Origin of the sequence: Alistipes dispar (assembly GCF_006542685.1) — a bacterium.
Lineage (GTDB): Bacteria > Bacteroidota > Bacteroidia > Bacteroidales > Rikenellaceae > Alistipes > Alistipes dispar.
Genome location: NZ_AP019736.1, coordinates 243,266 through 256,581, shown reverse-complemented (window position 1 = coordinate 256,581; position 13,316 = coordinate 243,266). Strand labels below are relative to the sequence as shown.

At 59.7% G+C, this 13,316-nt stretch carries 11 protein-coding genes and 1 other RNA gene; 10 read left to right on the top strand and 2 right to left on the bottom strand.

Translation table 11 applies throughout. The features are described from left to right. Positions 1–87 precede the first annotated feature (87 nt). Positions 88–825, top strand: coding sequence for a Fe-Mn family superoxide dismutase (locus FME97_RS01355; RefSeq protein ID WP_141427526.1), 738 nt, complete (start codon positions 88–90; stop codon positions 823–825). 101 nt (positions 826–926) lie between these two features. On the opposite strand, the gene FME97_RS01350 is transcribed toward FME97_RS01355, so the two are convergent. Next, positions 927–1,202: a putative quinol monooxygenase gene (locus FME97_RS01350; RefSeq protein WP_141427524.1), complete on the bottom strand. Its 276-nt coding sequence runs from the start codon at positions 1,200–1,202 to the stop codon at positions 927–929. A 26-nt stretch (positions 1,203–1,228) separates the two neighbouring features. After that, positions 1,229–1,326: signal recognition particle sRNA small type (ffs, locus tag FME97_RS01345), an RNA gene on the bottom strand. 49 nt (positions 1,327–1,375) lie between these two features. Here ffs and mltG point away from each other — a divergent pair. From mltG to FME97_RS01300, 9 genes are all read left to right on the top strand, one after another. Further along, positions 1,376–2,389 carry an endolytic transglycosylase MltG gene (gene mltG / locus FME97_RS01340; RefSeq protein WP_141427522.1) on the top strand — a complete coding sequence of 338 codons (1,014 nt, stop codon included), beginning with the start codon at positions 1,376–1,378 and terminating at the stop codon, positions 2,387–2,389. A 265-nt stretch (positions 2,390–2,654) separates the two neighbouring features. After that, positions 2,655–3,254 (top strand): L-threonylcarbamoyladenylate synthase, encoded by a 600-nt coding sequence (locus FME97_RS01335; RefSeq protein WP_141427520.1) that lies wholly within the window; start codon positions 2,655–2,657, stop codon positions 3,252–3,254. A gap of 25 nt (positions 3,255–3,279) precedes the next feature. Next, the gene (locus FME97_RS01330) at positions 3,280–3,834 is read left to right on the top strand and encodes a DUF4199 domain-containing protein (RefSeq protein ID WP_141427518.1); all 555 of its coding nucleotides are present in this window, start codon (positions 3,280–3,282) and stop codon (positions 3,832–3,834) included. Next, the gene (locus FME97_RS01325) at positions 3,827–4,786 is read left to right on the top strand and encodes a glycosyltransferase family 2 protein (protein ID WP_141427516.1); all 960 of its coding nucleotides are present in this window, start codon (positions 3,827–3,829) and stop codon (positions 4,784–4,786) included. Before FME97_RS01330 ends, FME97_RS01325 begins: the two co-directional genes overlap by 8 nt. Then, positions 4,787–5,251, top strand: a complete 465-nt coding sequence (locus FME97_RS01320) for a DUF4293 domain-containing protein (RefSeq protein WP_141427514.1) — start codon at positions 4,787–4,789, stop codon at positions 5,249–5,251. Between the two features lie 210 nt (positions 5,252–5,461). Continuing rightward, on the top strand, positions 5,462–8,023 hold the full coding sequence (locus FME97_RS01315; protein ID WP_162502041.1) for a DUF5689 domain-containing protein: 2,562 nt from the start codon (positions 5,462–5,464) through the stop codon (positions 8,021–8,023). 99 nt (positions 8,024–8,122) lie between these two features. Further along, positions 8,123–9,370: a DNA/RNA non-specific endonuclease gene (locus FME97_RS01310; RefSeq protein WP_141427510.1), complete on the top strand. Its 1,248-nt coding sequence runs from the start codon at positions 8,123–8,125 to the stop codon at positions 9,368–9,370. Between the two features lie 39 nt (positions 9,371–9,409). Further along, complete coding sequence (locus tag FME97_RS01305; protein WP_141427508.1) at positions 9,410–10,441, top strand: endonuclease/exonuclease/phosphatase family protein; 1,032 nt, start codon at positions 9,410–9,412, stop codon at positions 10,439–10,441. Between the two features lie 17 nt (positions 10,442–10,458). After that, positions 10,459–13,299, top strand: coding sequence for a carboxypeptidase-like regulatory domain-containing protein (locus FME97_RS01300; protein WP_179954820.1), 2,841 nt, complete (start codon positions 10,459–10,461; stop codon positions 13,297–13,299). The last annotated feature ends 17 nt before the right edge of the window (positions 13,300–13,316 follow it).

Sequence of the window (13,316 nt, the reverse complement as noted above, 5' to 3'; positions counted from 1 at the left end):
AAAGATCGGTATTTCCGGCTCGTCGGTACAACGAGCCGGATTTTTTGCTATCTTGTCTTGCGGAAAACCATTATACACACAGATATTATGAAACATGCAATGCCCGAGCTTCCCTATGCGTTGGAAGCACTTGCTCCGAAGATGAGCGCGGAGACGTTCGAATACCACTACGGGAAACACCTGCAAACATACGTGGACAACCTGAACCGGCTGATCGCCGGCACGCCCTACGAGGAGATGTCCCTCGAGGAGATCATCCGCAAGGCGGACGGCGGCATCTTCAACAACGCCGCGCAGACGTGGAACCACACCTTCTTTTTCCGGATGCTGACGCCCGACCGGCATCCCGTGCCCGGGAAGCTCGCCGAGCGCCTCGCGCGGGATTTCGGATCGGTCGAGGAGTTCAAGAAACAGTTCACCCAGGCCGCCGTGGGACTTTTCGGTTCGGGATGGGTATGGCTCGCGGCCGACAAGTCGGGCAAACTCTCGATCGTGCCCAAGTCCAATGCGGGCAATCCGCTGACGGACGGTCTGCGGCCCGTCATGACGATCGACGTCTGGGAACATGCCTACTATATCGACTACCGCAACCGCCGCGCCGACTTCGTGGCGGCCTTCTGGGAGCTGATCGACTGGCGCAAGGTGGCCGACCGCTGCATCCCGAAGCGTTACAAGTGCACGGCGTGCGACTATGTCTATGATCCCGAAAAGGGCGATCCCGAAACGGGCATCGCACCGGGCACGCCCTTCGAGGAGATTCCCGCTGACTGGACCTGCCCGCTGTGCGGCCTCTACAAGGATGCCTTCCGCGCGATCGAAGAGTGATCCCGACGCCGGACGCCGGGTTGGGCGGGACTCCGGATACGAAAAATCCCCGGTGCAATGCGCATCGGGGATTTTCTGTTCGTGTTCGTCGTCCGGCGTCGTCAGAAGACGAACTTCTCGGCCTTCATTTCGCCGAGCTGGTGAATGCGCGGCACGAGGGTCGTGAAGTGCGAAGCCTGCTCGTGGGCGGCGAGCGCCTTGGCGTCGCTCCACGTCTCGCAGATCATCAGCACGTCGCGGCGCGTCGCGCTTTCGAACAGGTCGTAGGCCACGCAGCCCTCGTCCTTGAGCGAAGCGGCTGCGAGCTCCTTGACCGTCGAGATCAGCTCTTCGCGGTTGCTGTCCGTCGTGCGGATAAATACGTTCAGTCTTATCATGGCTTTTCGATTTTTGGTAAAACAAAAAGGGTGAGCTCCTTATATCGCACCGCTACGACCACATACCCTTGCTCGATTCCTCGCCTGGGGGATTCTGTAGGAGCTGGTCGTATAAGACTCACCCGGCTGCAAAAGTAGGAATTTTTTGTATCTTTGCAAAAATTTTTTCCGAGATGCGCAAAAAAACTTTGTTTTGGCTCGCTGCGGCGCTGTTCGTTCTGGGAGCGGCGGCCTTCGGCGTGGGATGGTCGCAGTTCCGGGGCAATGCCGTGACGGAGGAGTGCGAACTCTTCGTCGGGTCGTGCGCCACGTACGGGGAGCTGACCGATTCGCTGATGCCCCGTCTCAGACACCGGGCGGCCTTCCGCCGTTACGCCCGGCGGCTCGATCTCGAGAATGCCTTCCGTCCCGGGCACTATGTGCTGCGTCCCGGCATGAGTGTCGTCGAGGTGGCGCGGATGCTCAAATTGGGGTTGCAGACGCCCGTGCGCATCGCGGTCAATAACGTGCGCACTCCGGAACAGTTGGCCCGGAAACTCGCGCGGCAGATCGACGCCGATTCCGCGGCGATCATGCGGGCGCTCGCGTCGAAGGAGCTGGCCGCCGAGGTCGGCTTCGACACCCTGACGCTCTTTTCCATGTTCATTCCCGACACGTACGAGGTCTGGTGGACCGTCTCGCCCGAGGAGTTCGTGCGCCGCATGAAACGCGAATACGACCGTTTCTGGACTCCGGAGCGCGATGCCCTGCGGGCGCGCAGCGGCCTGTCGCGGCTCGAGGTGATGACCCTCGCCTCGATCGTCTATGAGGAGACGCGCAAGACGGACGAGATGCCCCGCATCGCCGGGGTCTATATCAACCGCCTGCGCCGGGGCATTCCCTTGCAGGCCGACCCGACGGTGAAGTATGCCATGCGGGATTTCGGCCTGCGCCGGATTCTCTACCGCCATCTGAAGTATCCGTCGCCCTACAATACGTATGTCAATAAGGGGCTGCCGCCTTCCCCGATCTGCATGCCCGGCAAGAACGCGATCGACGCCGTGCTGAATTTCGAGGAGCACGACTACCTGTTTTTCTGCGCACGGCCCGCGTTCGACGGCTACCACAACTTCGCCCGGACGCTCCGCGAGCACAATGCCAATGCCCGGGCCTACAGCGCCGAGCTGAACCGCCGGAAGATCCGGTAGCTCCGCGGAAACCCCTCCGGTCCTTTGCCGGATTTTTCCCGGCGCTCCCTCCGGCCGCGGCGGCATTCGCCGTCTCTCCCGGGGGCCCGTCCCATATCGTTGGGGGCCGTTCTGTTCCGTCCGTCCTGCGGCCCGGCCCGTTCCTCCCGTTACCCGGCCTCCGCATCCGGAGCGGGCCTGAATCCCGCATCCGGGCCGGCACTGCGGAGAGAAAACGCCGCCGAATCGTGCGTATTTCCGATATTTTGCCTATCTTTGTTCCCCTATGCTTACGAAGATATACGAACGGAACCCTTCGGAGAAGGAGTTGCAGCGGGTCGTGGACGTGCTCGAGCGGGACGGAATCGTCATCTATCCCACCGACAGCGTCTATGCCTTCGGCTGTTCGCTCCGTTCGCCCCGGGCCATCGACCGTCTGCGCCGCATCCGCGGAAAGAGCAGCGGCGAGCTGGCCGTGGTCTTCGGGAGCATCGCGCAGATCGCGGAGTACTGCCGCGTGGACAACGCTGCCTTCCGCACGCTCAAACGCAACCTGCCGGGCCCTTTCACCTTCGTCCTCGCGGCTTCGTCGCGCGTGCCGGACAAGGCCCTCGAGCGGCGGCAGACCATCGGCGTCCGCATTCCGGCCAATGCCGTGGCGCGGGCGGTCGTCTCGGCGCTGGGCTGTCCGCTCGTCACCGCCTCGGTCCGCGAGGACGGCGAGGCGGAGTACACGACCGATCCCGAACTCATCCACGAGCGTTACGGCCGCGAGGTGTCGCTGGTGATCGACGGCGGGACGGGCGACTGCGTGCCTACGACGGTGGTGGACCTCACGGGCGGGGAACCCGAGGTGCTGCGCGAGGGGCGGGGCGAATTACGGTAGGGCAATCGAAATCAAACGGTATAACATGGAAAAGACAAATTTCTGGAACGATGCCGCCAAGTGGGGCGCGGTCATGGCGCTGGTGCAGATCGTCTTCACGACGGCGGGGCTTTTCTGGCGTTCGTCGCTGCTGTCGCTCGTGTCGGTGGCGGTGTTCGTCGTGCTGCTCTTTTTCTTCACCAAACGCCGCGTGCTGCTCTACGGCCGCGGGGAGAACGGTTACGGTTACGGGCAGTGCATGAAATACATCTTCTGGATGATGTGCTTCTCGGGCGTGCTGATCGGCGCGTGGGAGATCGTCGCGCGCAACGTTCTTTTCGCATCGCGCTACGAGACGCTGCTCGGCGAGAGTCTGAAGGCGATGGCGTCGCTTTACAGCGAGGCGCAGCTCGAAATGGCCGTCTCGATGGCGCGGACGATGTTCTTCTCGCCGATCTGGGTGGTCGTGCTCTCGGTGCTGGGCGCCGTCGTGCAGGGCTGCTTCTTCGGACTGTTCGTCTCGGCCTTCACCAAGCGGGACGTCGTCTGGGTGAAGCATGCGGAGGATTCCGCGGAACGTAAGGATTCGTCGGATGAGTAGGCCCGACATATCGGTCGTCGTGCCGCTTTACAACGAGGCGGAGTCGCTGCCCGAACTGGTCGCGTGGATCGATCGCGTGGCGGAAGGGCACGGACTGTCCTACGAGGCGATTCTCGTGGACGACGGTTCGTCGGACGCTTCGTGGGAGGAGGTCGAGCGGCTCAAGACGCGCTATCCGGCGCTTCGGGGCATTCGCTTCGCCCGCAACTACGGCAAGTCCGCGGCGCTCTACTGCGGATTCGCGGCGGCGGCGGGGGAGGTGGTCGTGACGATGGACGCCGACCTCCAGGATTCGCCCGACGAGATTCCCGAACTGCGCCGCATGATCCTCGAGGAGGGTTACGACCTGGTGTCGGGCTGGAAAAGGAAACGCCACGACCCCGTGGGCAAGCGATGGCCCAGCAAGTTCTTCAACTGGACGGCCCGCGCCGCCACGGGTATCCGCCTCCACGACTTCAACTGCGGCCTGAAGGCCTACCGGTCGAAGGTCGTCAAGTCGATCGAGGTTTACGGCGAGATGCACCGCTTCATTCCGGTGCTCGCCCGGCAGGCGGGGTTCCGGCATATCGGCGAGAAGGTCGTCGATCACCATGCGCGCAAGTACGGCCGTTCGAAATTCGGCATGGAGCGCATGGTGAAGGGCTACCTCGACCTGATCACGGTCCTTTTCATGTCCCATTTCGGCCGCTCGCCCATGTATTTCTTCGGCGGGCTGGGGACGCTGATGTTCCTGCTGGGCGGGGGAACGACGGTGTGGATCATCGTCGGGAAGCTCTGGAAGCAGGCCCACGCGCTGCCGCTGCGCCCCGTGACCGAGCAGCCGCTCTTCTATCTGGCCATCCTCGCCGTGATTCTCGGCGTGCAGCTTTTCCTGGCCGGATTCCTCGGGGAGCTGATCAACCGCGGTTCTTCGGACCGCAACAAATACCTGATCGACAAAACGCTGGATTAAATGATACAACGCATTCAAACACTCTATCTGCTGATCGTGACGGCCCTGGTCGCCGTCATGCTTTTCGCGCCGCTGGCGTGGTTCGCCGGCCAGGCCGGCGAATACGGGCTGTACGCCTTTTCGTTGCGGAGCGCCGACGGTACGCTCGCGCAGCCGACCCTCTATCTGGGCATCCTGCTGGCGCTCGCCGCCGCGCTGCCGCTCGTGACGATCTTTCTCTACCGCCGCCGCCTGCTGCAAATCCGCCTCTGCGTGGCGGAGATGGTGCTGCTCGCGGGGGCGGTCGTGATGGAGGGCGTCTATTATTTTCTGAGCGGCCGTCTTTTCGCCGGCATGGCGTTCCACACGCAGGGCTTCAAGCCCGCGATCGCCCTGCCGCTGGTGGCTCTGCTCTTCGCCTTTCTGGCCGCACGTGCGATTTTCCACGACGAACTGCTCGTGCGTTCCGCCGACCGGATTCGCTGACCCGCACCGTTTCCGAGCCCGGATCATGCCTTTGGGGCGTGCTCCGGGCTTTTGTCTCCGCTATTTTGCCGGTTCGGTGTGAATTTTGTGTTACGGATATTGCGGATTCGGAAATTAACTTTAACTTTACGACTGAATATCGCTGTTATGTAACGATTTGATAGCTATATGCGTAATACGACATGCTTTTTTAACTTAATTTTAAGCCCTATGAGAAAGATGAGTTTCTGGAAAACGTTGTTCTGCTCGGCGATGGCGGTTGCCGCCTTCTCCGCATGCTCGGACGACGACACGAATGACGGCGGTTACGAGGGTATTCCCGAGATCACCGTCGATGGGGGGGGGTCGGCCACTATTGCAGGGTCGCTCGCCGGAGGTAAGATCGAGCAGTCCGTCGAGGTCGTTTCGAAGGGTGACTGGACCCTGTCCTTCGACAAGGCGGACGACCAGACATGGTGCACGCCGAGCGCCTTGTCGGGCAAGACGGGTACGACGCAGCTTTCGTTCACGCTCGCCGCGGCCGAGACCGAGCGCCAGGCTTCGATCACGCTGACCGCCACGGGTTATGTCGAGGGCATTCCCGTAACGAAGAAGGCTTCGATCACCGTCAAGCAGAACGAGGGCGGTACGACGACGGTTGAAACCAACGTCAAGGAGATCCGCGATCGACTGGATTTCCCGGTGGACAACGCGAGTGGAACGGCCAATGCAAAGGAGATCACCGAGTCGATGGTGATTACCGGTATTGTCGTATCCGATTATGTGGGCAACAATATCAACAATCACCAGATCATGCTGACGGACGACACCGCCGAGCCGGGGGCCGGTCTGATGATTCGTTTCAAGGGATATGTGGGCGATAAGGATACGGACTATCACCTGACCCGCGGTTCGATCGTTTCGTTCGATCTGAAGGGCGGTTTCTCGAAGTCATATTATGACACCTATCAGGTGCAGTTCGAAGCCGATCCTGATATCGAGATTCTCGACGCTTCCGACAATACGCCCGAGGCGATCGAGGTTTCCGATCCTGCGAAACTGATCGACTACCAGTCGCAGTATGTGAAGGTCTATTCGCAGCCGATCGAGTCGATCCGCGGCGAGATGTATTACAACGTATCGTCGGGTTATGCGAACCAGACCTTCGAGACGAAGAACGGTTCGACTTTCCAGTTGTCGTTCAACAGTTATTCCTCATCGTGGGCCAATTCCATCGAGATTCCCGCGAAGGCCGGTTACATCAAGGGCTGTGTGTCGATCAATCAGGGGGCAGGCAATATTTCGCCCCGCAATGCTTCGGATTTGGAGGGTATGACCGAGGACTTGTTCACCGTCTCCACGGAATATACCAAGACGACGATCGACCAGCTCGGAGAGGGCAACTACGAGATCGAAGATGCGACCATCGTCGGTGTTCACCAGAAGGCCGTCATGTTCGCGCAGGAGAACTCCGGGACGGTCAATTATGTGCTCGCTTTCGAGAACAACTGGCAGGATCAGACCGCCAATCCCTATATCGGCGCTGTCGGTAAGACCGCTACCGTGAAGGGTGAGAGCGCCCTGCGCTACGGTCTCTACCAGTTCTCGAATTTCGAGGTGACGACGGGCGGCGATTCTTCGCTCGCTCTGCCCGAGCCCGAGACGTTCGATGCCGAGGCCATCGAGAAATACGCTTCGGAGATCAAGGCCGACGAATCGAAGGCCGCTTACAAGTACGTGAAGGTTTCGGGTATCCTCGGTATCGAGAAGGGTGCTTCTTACAATACCTATACGCTGGAAATTCTGGGACTGACGACGGTGAAGACCGTGGCGTTCGCTTACGGTCTGGATTCCTATTTCGAGGGACTCGAGAGCGGGGATGTGGTGGATGCCACCGGTTTTGCTCTCGGTTACGATACTTCGAACTCCAAACTGAACATCCTGCTTCGTAAGATTGATGCGAATACGACGACTCCGGCCGTGACGTTCACGAAGGAGCCGGAACCTTTTGCCGCAACGGATCCGCAGCAGCAGACGCTTCCCTATGTTGTGGCTAATGTTGCAGCTTCGGAGGTTACCTTTGAGATTGTGGGCACGAATGCCGACAAGTTTACGGTCGTAAGCCATACCGATAAGGATGTTGTCGTAAATGCAGCCGGAAATAACGAAACAGATGCCGCCTACACGGCAACGCTCGTTGCCAAGGTCGGTAGCGAGACGCTGGCTTCGGTGGATCTGAAGCAGGCTGCTCCCGTATCGGGTGACGGCTATACGCTCATCTCGTCGCTGGCCGATCTGACCGCCGGTGAGTTACTTATGGCAGGTATGCTCGAGTCGTACAAGAATAACAATAATACCATTACCTATGCCCCCTATTCGTATCACATTTGGGTAGGCACTATATCGAGCAATAAGGATCTGGAGACGGTTAACTATCAGTATGAATCGAATCAACTGACGCTGAATCCCAATCTCAGCGATCGCGATAAGGAGAAAGGTACGGCTGCTTTCATTACCGTGGAAGCCGTTTCGGGTAAGACCAATACCTACTATATCAAGTCCGGCGGCAAGTATCTGAAGAACCTCAAGGAGGCAACCAACCGTAGCATGGGTCTGGTAGATACTCCCGATGGTGCGGAATGGCTGTTCGAGGATAACGGTGAGAAAGGTATCAAGATCTCCAACAACGGTGTGTACCTCGGTACTGCCGGAGCAACGTATGATCTGCTTCGTTCCTACAAGAGCGAATCGACCTTGAAATGGGGCGTATGCTTCTTCAAGAAGAACAAGTAATTCGATAGACCGACTTTTGAAAACCACTCTTGGCGGGCAGGGTCCCGCCAAGAGTTTGGTTTCTTTGGATGCGAAGGCTGAAATAGCGAAATTTTCCGGATGACATTGAATATTAAAATGATAGGCATGTGGCTGTTTGCCGCCTGTATGCTTATCCTGTTCGCGGGATGCGACGGCAAGGACGAAGGGACCGACAGGGAGTCCCGTGCGATGCTCGTGGCAGAGACCGTGAACTATTCGACTACGACGAACAGCATTACGACCGAAGGCGCCCGCGGGGTGACTTTCCGTGCCGTGATTTCCGCGGAGGAGGATGCCGCCTGGTGTTCGTTCGCTTTGACCGAGCCGCTGACGGAAACGGGCGGCGAGGCGGGATCTCCCGTCTTCATCTACTTGCAGAAAAACGGGACGGACGAGGACCGTACGGCCCGGATCGACATGACCTTCTCCGACGGATACGCCGTCCGGCTCGAAATGACCCAGCGGTCGGCCGGTTCGACGATCGTTTACGACTACGAGCGCTCCTGGGCCGAACAGCCCGTTCTCCGGGAGGATGCCGATTTCATCTACAAAACCTATTACACGACGCTTGCCACGACCGAATACGCCACGGGCGGGTACAGACGCAACTATTCGATCTGCTACGACCGTGCGAAACACGTGTCGCGCTGGGTCGCCTATCCGGTGCATTACTGTTACACGACGCCCTCCTTCGAACGGACGAACGACTGGGCTTTCGACCCCAACGACCAGTTACCCGAGATTCCCCGTGAGGATCAGCAGTATATTCTCAAGGGCTACGGTTCCTACGGGTACGACCGGGGGCACATGCTGGCCTCGGCGACGCGCTACAATACGCGGGCGACCAATGCGATGACCTTCTACGCGACCAATATGATGCCGCAGAGCAGCCGTTTCAACCAGGGTATCTGGGCGACGCTCGAAGGCAAGGAGCGCGACTGGGGGCCGGAACGGGAGAAGACCGGCGGTAAATACCTCAATTACGATACGCTCTACGTGGTGACGGGTACGGAGTTCCTCACGGACAAGACGATCGACAACCGGAACGGCCCGATCGCCGTGCCGTCGCATTGCTGGAAGGTGATGCTGCGCCAGCGTGGCAACGAGAACCGGCCGATTTCGGACTTCTCGGCCGACGAGCTGAAGGCCGTCGGATTCCTCTTCACGAACGACAGCGACGGCGCCGCCACCTCGCTCCGCGAAGCGGCCTGCACGGTCGAAGAGATCGAGAAGCTGACGGGATTCACGTTCTTCCGCAACCTCGACCCCGACGTGGCCCGGGAGGTGAAAGGCAGCTACGATCCCGGCGACTGGCCCGGCCTTTAGATCTGATTATAATTCCGACAAATCTTAATGACAAGCTTTATGAAGAAAATCCTTTTGACAGGTCTGTTTGCCGTGCTCATCGCGGCAGGCTTTGCGCAGAAGCCCTACAAAGTGGTCTTCTACAACTTCGAGAACCTGTTCGACACGATCGACGATCCGGGTGTGAACGACACGGAGTTCACGCCCGAGGGGCCGAAGAAGTGGAACGCGTACAAGTACGCGAAGAAGATCGGCAACCTGGAGCGCGTGCTGTTCGACATCGCCTCCGCGGACGGAGATTTCCCGATCGTGATCGGCGTTTCGGAGGTCGAGAACCGCTCGGTGATGGAGGACGTGATCGCCACCCCGAAGCTTTCGAAGGGCAACTACCGGATCGTGCACTACGATTCGCCCGATCTCCGCGGTATCGACGTGGGTTTCTACTACCGTCCCGACGTCTTCAAACTCGAAGGCAGCGCAGCCATTCCGTTCCGGATGCCCGACATGCCCGATTTCCGTACGCGCGATTTCGTGACGATGTGGGGCACGATCGAGGATGAGCCGTTCTTCTTCCTCGTGAGCCACTGGCCCTCGCGTCTGGGCGGCCAGGCCGCTTCGGCATCCAAGCGCATGGCCGCCGCCGAGCAGGTTCGCGCGATCGTCGATTCGGTGCAGCGTGCCGATCCCGCCACGAAGGTGGTCGTGATGGGCGACCTGAACGACGATGCCACCGATCGGAGCATCGTCGAGGGACTCCGTGCCAAGGGCCGGATCGGCGAGGTCGGTCCGGGCGACATGTTCAACCCCTTCATTGCGCTGCTCAAGGCGGGATACGGTTCGCTGGCCTACCGCGACGACTGGAACCTGTTCGACAACATCATCGTTTCGGACAACCTGGCCACGGGTTCGACCGGCGAGCTGAAGATCCGGCCCGTCGGCGATACGAAGTTCTACGGAGGCATCTTCCGCCGTCCCTACATGATCCAGAAGGAGGGGCAGTACAAGGGCTATCCGCTCCGGACGTTCGTGGGCAACAATTTCCAGGGCGGTTTCAGCGACCACCTTCCGGCCTATATCTACATTGCAAAATAACACCCTAAAATATGTGTATGAAACTGAAAGTTTTCCTTTTTCTGATGCTCGCGGCCGTGACCGCCTCCTCCTATGCGCAGGAGGGAGGCATCCGCGGCAAGGTGGTTTCGCGCAACGGACGCGCGGCGCTGAGCGACGTGGAGGTGACCATCGAATCGCTGGGCCTCACCGCCCGGACGAACCGGGATGGTGAATTTCTCTTCGAGAACCTGCCTGCCGGCGACTATACGGTGCAGTTCTCGACGCCCGAGTTCGAGGACCTCGAAGTGATGGTCCGCGTGAGCGACGAGTTCGTCCGCGACCTCAAGTCGGTGGTGATCGTGCCGACGGGCATGTTCTCCACCGTGGACGGAGCGGTCTTCGCCGAGTCGGACGATGACGCCGTGTCCGACATGCAGGCGCTGCCCGGAAAGCTCTCCTCGTCGAAGGACCTGTTCAGCAATATCGCCTCGTACCGTTTCAGCGAGATGCGTTTCAACGTCCGCGGTCTCGATGCGCAGTATTCGGACATCATGCTCAACGGCATCCGTTTCAACGACGCCATGACGGGTTACGGCCCCTGGTCGTTGTGGAGCGGCCTGAATGACGCGACGCGCAACCAGGAGAATGTCACGGGGCTGGAGATGATGGATTACGGCATCGGCGGCATCGGCGGCATGACCAACATCAACGCCCGCGCTTCGCAGATGCGCAAGGGATTCCGCGTGAGCGTGTCGAACGCCAACCAGCTCTACCGCTTCCGGGCGATGGTCTCCTATGCATCCGGACAGCTCGACAACGGCTGGTCGTACGCCTTCTCGTTCGGAACGCGTCAGGGCGGCAACGGCTATGTGGACGGAATCTACTATAACGCCTATTCCTATTTCGCGTCGGCCGAGAAGCTCTTCGGCGACAATCACCGGCTGGGCCTTACGATCATGGCTTCGCCCACGGAGCGCGGTGCGCAGCAGGCCTCGACCGACGAGGCTTACGCCCTGTTCGGCAACAACTACTACAATCCCAACGTGGGTTATCAGGCGGGCAAGCTCCGCAACTCGCGCGTGCGCGACATGCACGAGCCGATCGTGATGCTGACCTATACGTGGGACATGTCCGAGCGCACGCGGCTGAACGCCGCCACGTCGCTCCGCTTCGGCAAGAACGGTTATTCGGCACTGACATGGAACGGAGGACCCGACCCGCGCGGCGACTACTACCGCTACCTGCCGTCGTACGCCTTCGGACAGGTCATTCCGGGCGAGACGTCGGACCAGACGATCTATTTCGATACGCAGAAGGCGCTCGAGCGCGCGATGGCGTGGACGGGTATGCTCGACTTCGACGACTTCTATTCGAAGAACAAGTACATCGACACCGAGCTGAAGAACATCCCCGGGCTGGAGGAGCTGGCCGGCAAGCAGTACCGCTCGAACTACATCCTCGAGGAGCGTCATACCGACCAGATCGACTACAATTTCGCCGCCAGCGTGCAGCACGAGATGCGTAACGACATGCGGATTCTGGGCGGCGTGAACCTGCGCGCCAACCGGACGTGGTATTACGACGAGATCAAGGACCTGATGGGCGGCGACTATTGGTACGACATCGACAAATTCGCCGAGCGCGACATGTCGAGCACCCTGGCGGCCCAGAACGATCTGGACTACTACGAGGCCACGGGCCACGCCCGCATCGCCCGCGAAGGCGACAAGTTCAGCTACAACTACCGTGCGCACCTGTTCGAGGGCAATGCCTGGGCGCTCTATTCGTGGCGCACCGGCGGCTTCTCGATGAGCGTGGCCGGCGAGCTGGGCTACTCTTCGATGTATCGCGAGGGTCTTTGGCGCAAGGGGCTCTTCCCGAACAACTCGAAGGGCGATTCGAAGACGCTCGACTACCTGACCTATACGGCCAAGGGCAACTTCGGCTACAAGTTCTCGCGCGCCCACTCGCTCGAGGCCAACGTCGCCGTCATGCAGCAGGCTCCCAAGTTCGCCACGGCGTTCGTTTCGCCCCGCACGCGCAACACCACCACGCCGGGCCTGAAGGCCGAAAAGATTTTCGGCGTCGATCTGACCTACAACCTCAATCTGCCGTATGTCAAGGCTCGCGTTTCGGGATACTATACGACCTTCGAGGACCAGTCCAAGGTCATCTCCTTCTACGACGACACGCGCAGCTCGTTCACCAACTTCGCCATGAGCGGCATCGACAAGCGCCACTACGGTCTCGAGCTGGGACTCTCGGTTCCCGTCTGGAACGGCCTTTCGGTGGTCGGCGCCCTGAGCTGGGGCGACTACACCTATACGTCGAATCCCGACTTCGTGCAGACGGTGGACAACGTGGACAAGATCGTGCTGCGCGACAAGGTGTCGTGGGACGGCTACCACGTGGAGAGCACCCCGCAACTGGCGCTGAACGTCGGACTGGACTACCGCGGTCCGCAGAACTGGTTCGCCTCGGTGAACTTCAACTACTACGATGACCTTTACCTCTCGATGAACCCCATGTACCGCACGGCCAAGGCCATCGAATACTACACGAACATCCTTTCCAGCTCGACCTCCACCACCGAACAGCAGGTGTCGGCCCTGCGGTCGATCAAGACGATCCGTGCGCAGGAGCGTTTCGACGGTGTTTATACGCTGAGCGCCAGCGTGGGCAAGAACTGGTATATCCGCCGCGACTACATGCTGGGCTTCAGCCTCGAGGTGAAGAACATTCTCAACAACCAGGATATCCATACCGGCGGTTACGAGCAGATGCGTATGAACCGCGTGCGCGCCAGCAACGGCGAGACGCGTTACAGCCGTTTCGATTCGAAGTATTTCTACATGCTGGGTACGAACTACTATCTGAATGTCTATTTCCGATTCTAACCGAGAAAGATCACGAT

What these genes read in the sequence shown, in the direction of transcription:
- FME97_RS01315 (WP_162502041.1), top strand. Translation starts at nt 5,462, where the DNA reads ATGAGAAAGATGAGTTTCTGGAAAACGTTGTTCTGCTCGGCGATGGCG.
- FME97_RS01320 (WP_141427514.1), top strand. Translation starts at nt 4,787, where the DNA reads ATGATACAACGCATTCAAACACTCTATCTGCTGATCGTGACGGCCCTG.
- FME97_RS01335 (WP_141427520.1), top strand. Translation starts at nt 2,655, where the DNA reads ATGCTTACGAAGATATACGAACGGAACCCTTCGGAGAAGGAGTTGCAG.
- FME97_RS01300 (WP_179954820.1), top strand. Translation starts at nt 10,459, where the DNA reads ATGAAACTGAAAGTTTTCCTTTTTCTGATGCTCGCGGCCGTGACCGCC.
- FME97_RS01325 (WP_141427516.1), top strand. Translation starts at nt 3,827, where the DNA reads ATGAGTAGGCCCGACATATCGGTCGTCGTGCCGCTTTACAACGAGGCG.
- mltG (WP_141427522.1), top strand. Translation starts at nt 1,376, where the DNA reads ATGCGCAAAAAAACTTTGTTTTGGCTCGCTGCGGCGCTGTTCGTTCTG.
- FME97_RS01305 (WP_141427508.1), top strand. Translation starts at nt 9,410, where the DNA reads ATGAAGAAAATCCTTTTGACAGGTCTGTTTGCCGTGCTCATCGCGGCA.
- FME97_RS01330 (WP_141427518.1), top strand. Translation starts at nt 3,280, where the DNA reads ATGGAAAAGACAAATTTCTGGAACGATGCCGCCAAGTGGGGCGCGGTC.
- FME97_RS01310 (WP_141427510.1), top strand. Translation starts at nt 8,123, where the DNA reads ATGACATTGAATATTAAAATGATAGGCATGTGGCTGTTTGCCGCCTGT.
- FME97_RS01355 (WP_141427526.1), top strand. Translation starts at nt 88, where the DNA reads ATGAAACATGCAATGCCCGAGCTTCCCTATGCGTTGGAAGCACTTGCT.
- FME97_RS01350 (WP_141427524.1), bottom strand. Translation starts at nt 1,202, where the DNA reads ATGATAAGACTGAACGTATTTATCCGCACGACGGACAGCAACCGCGAA.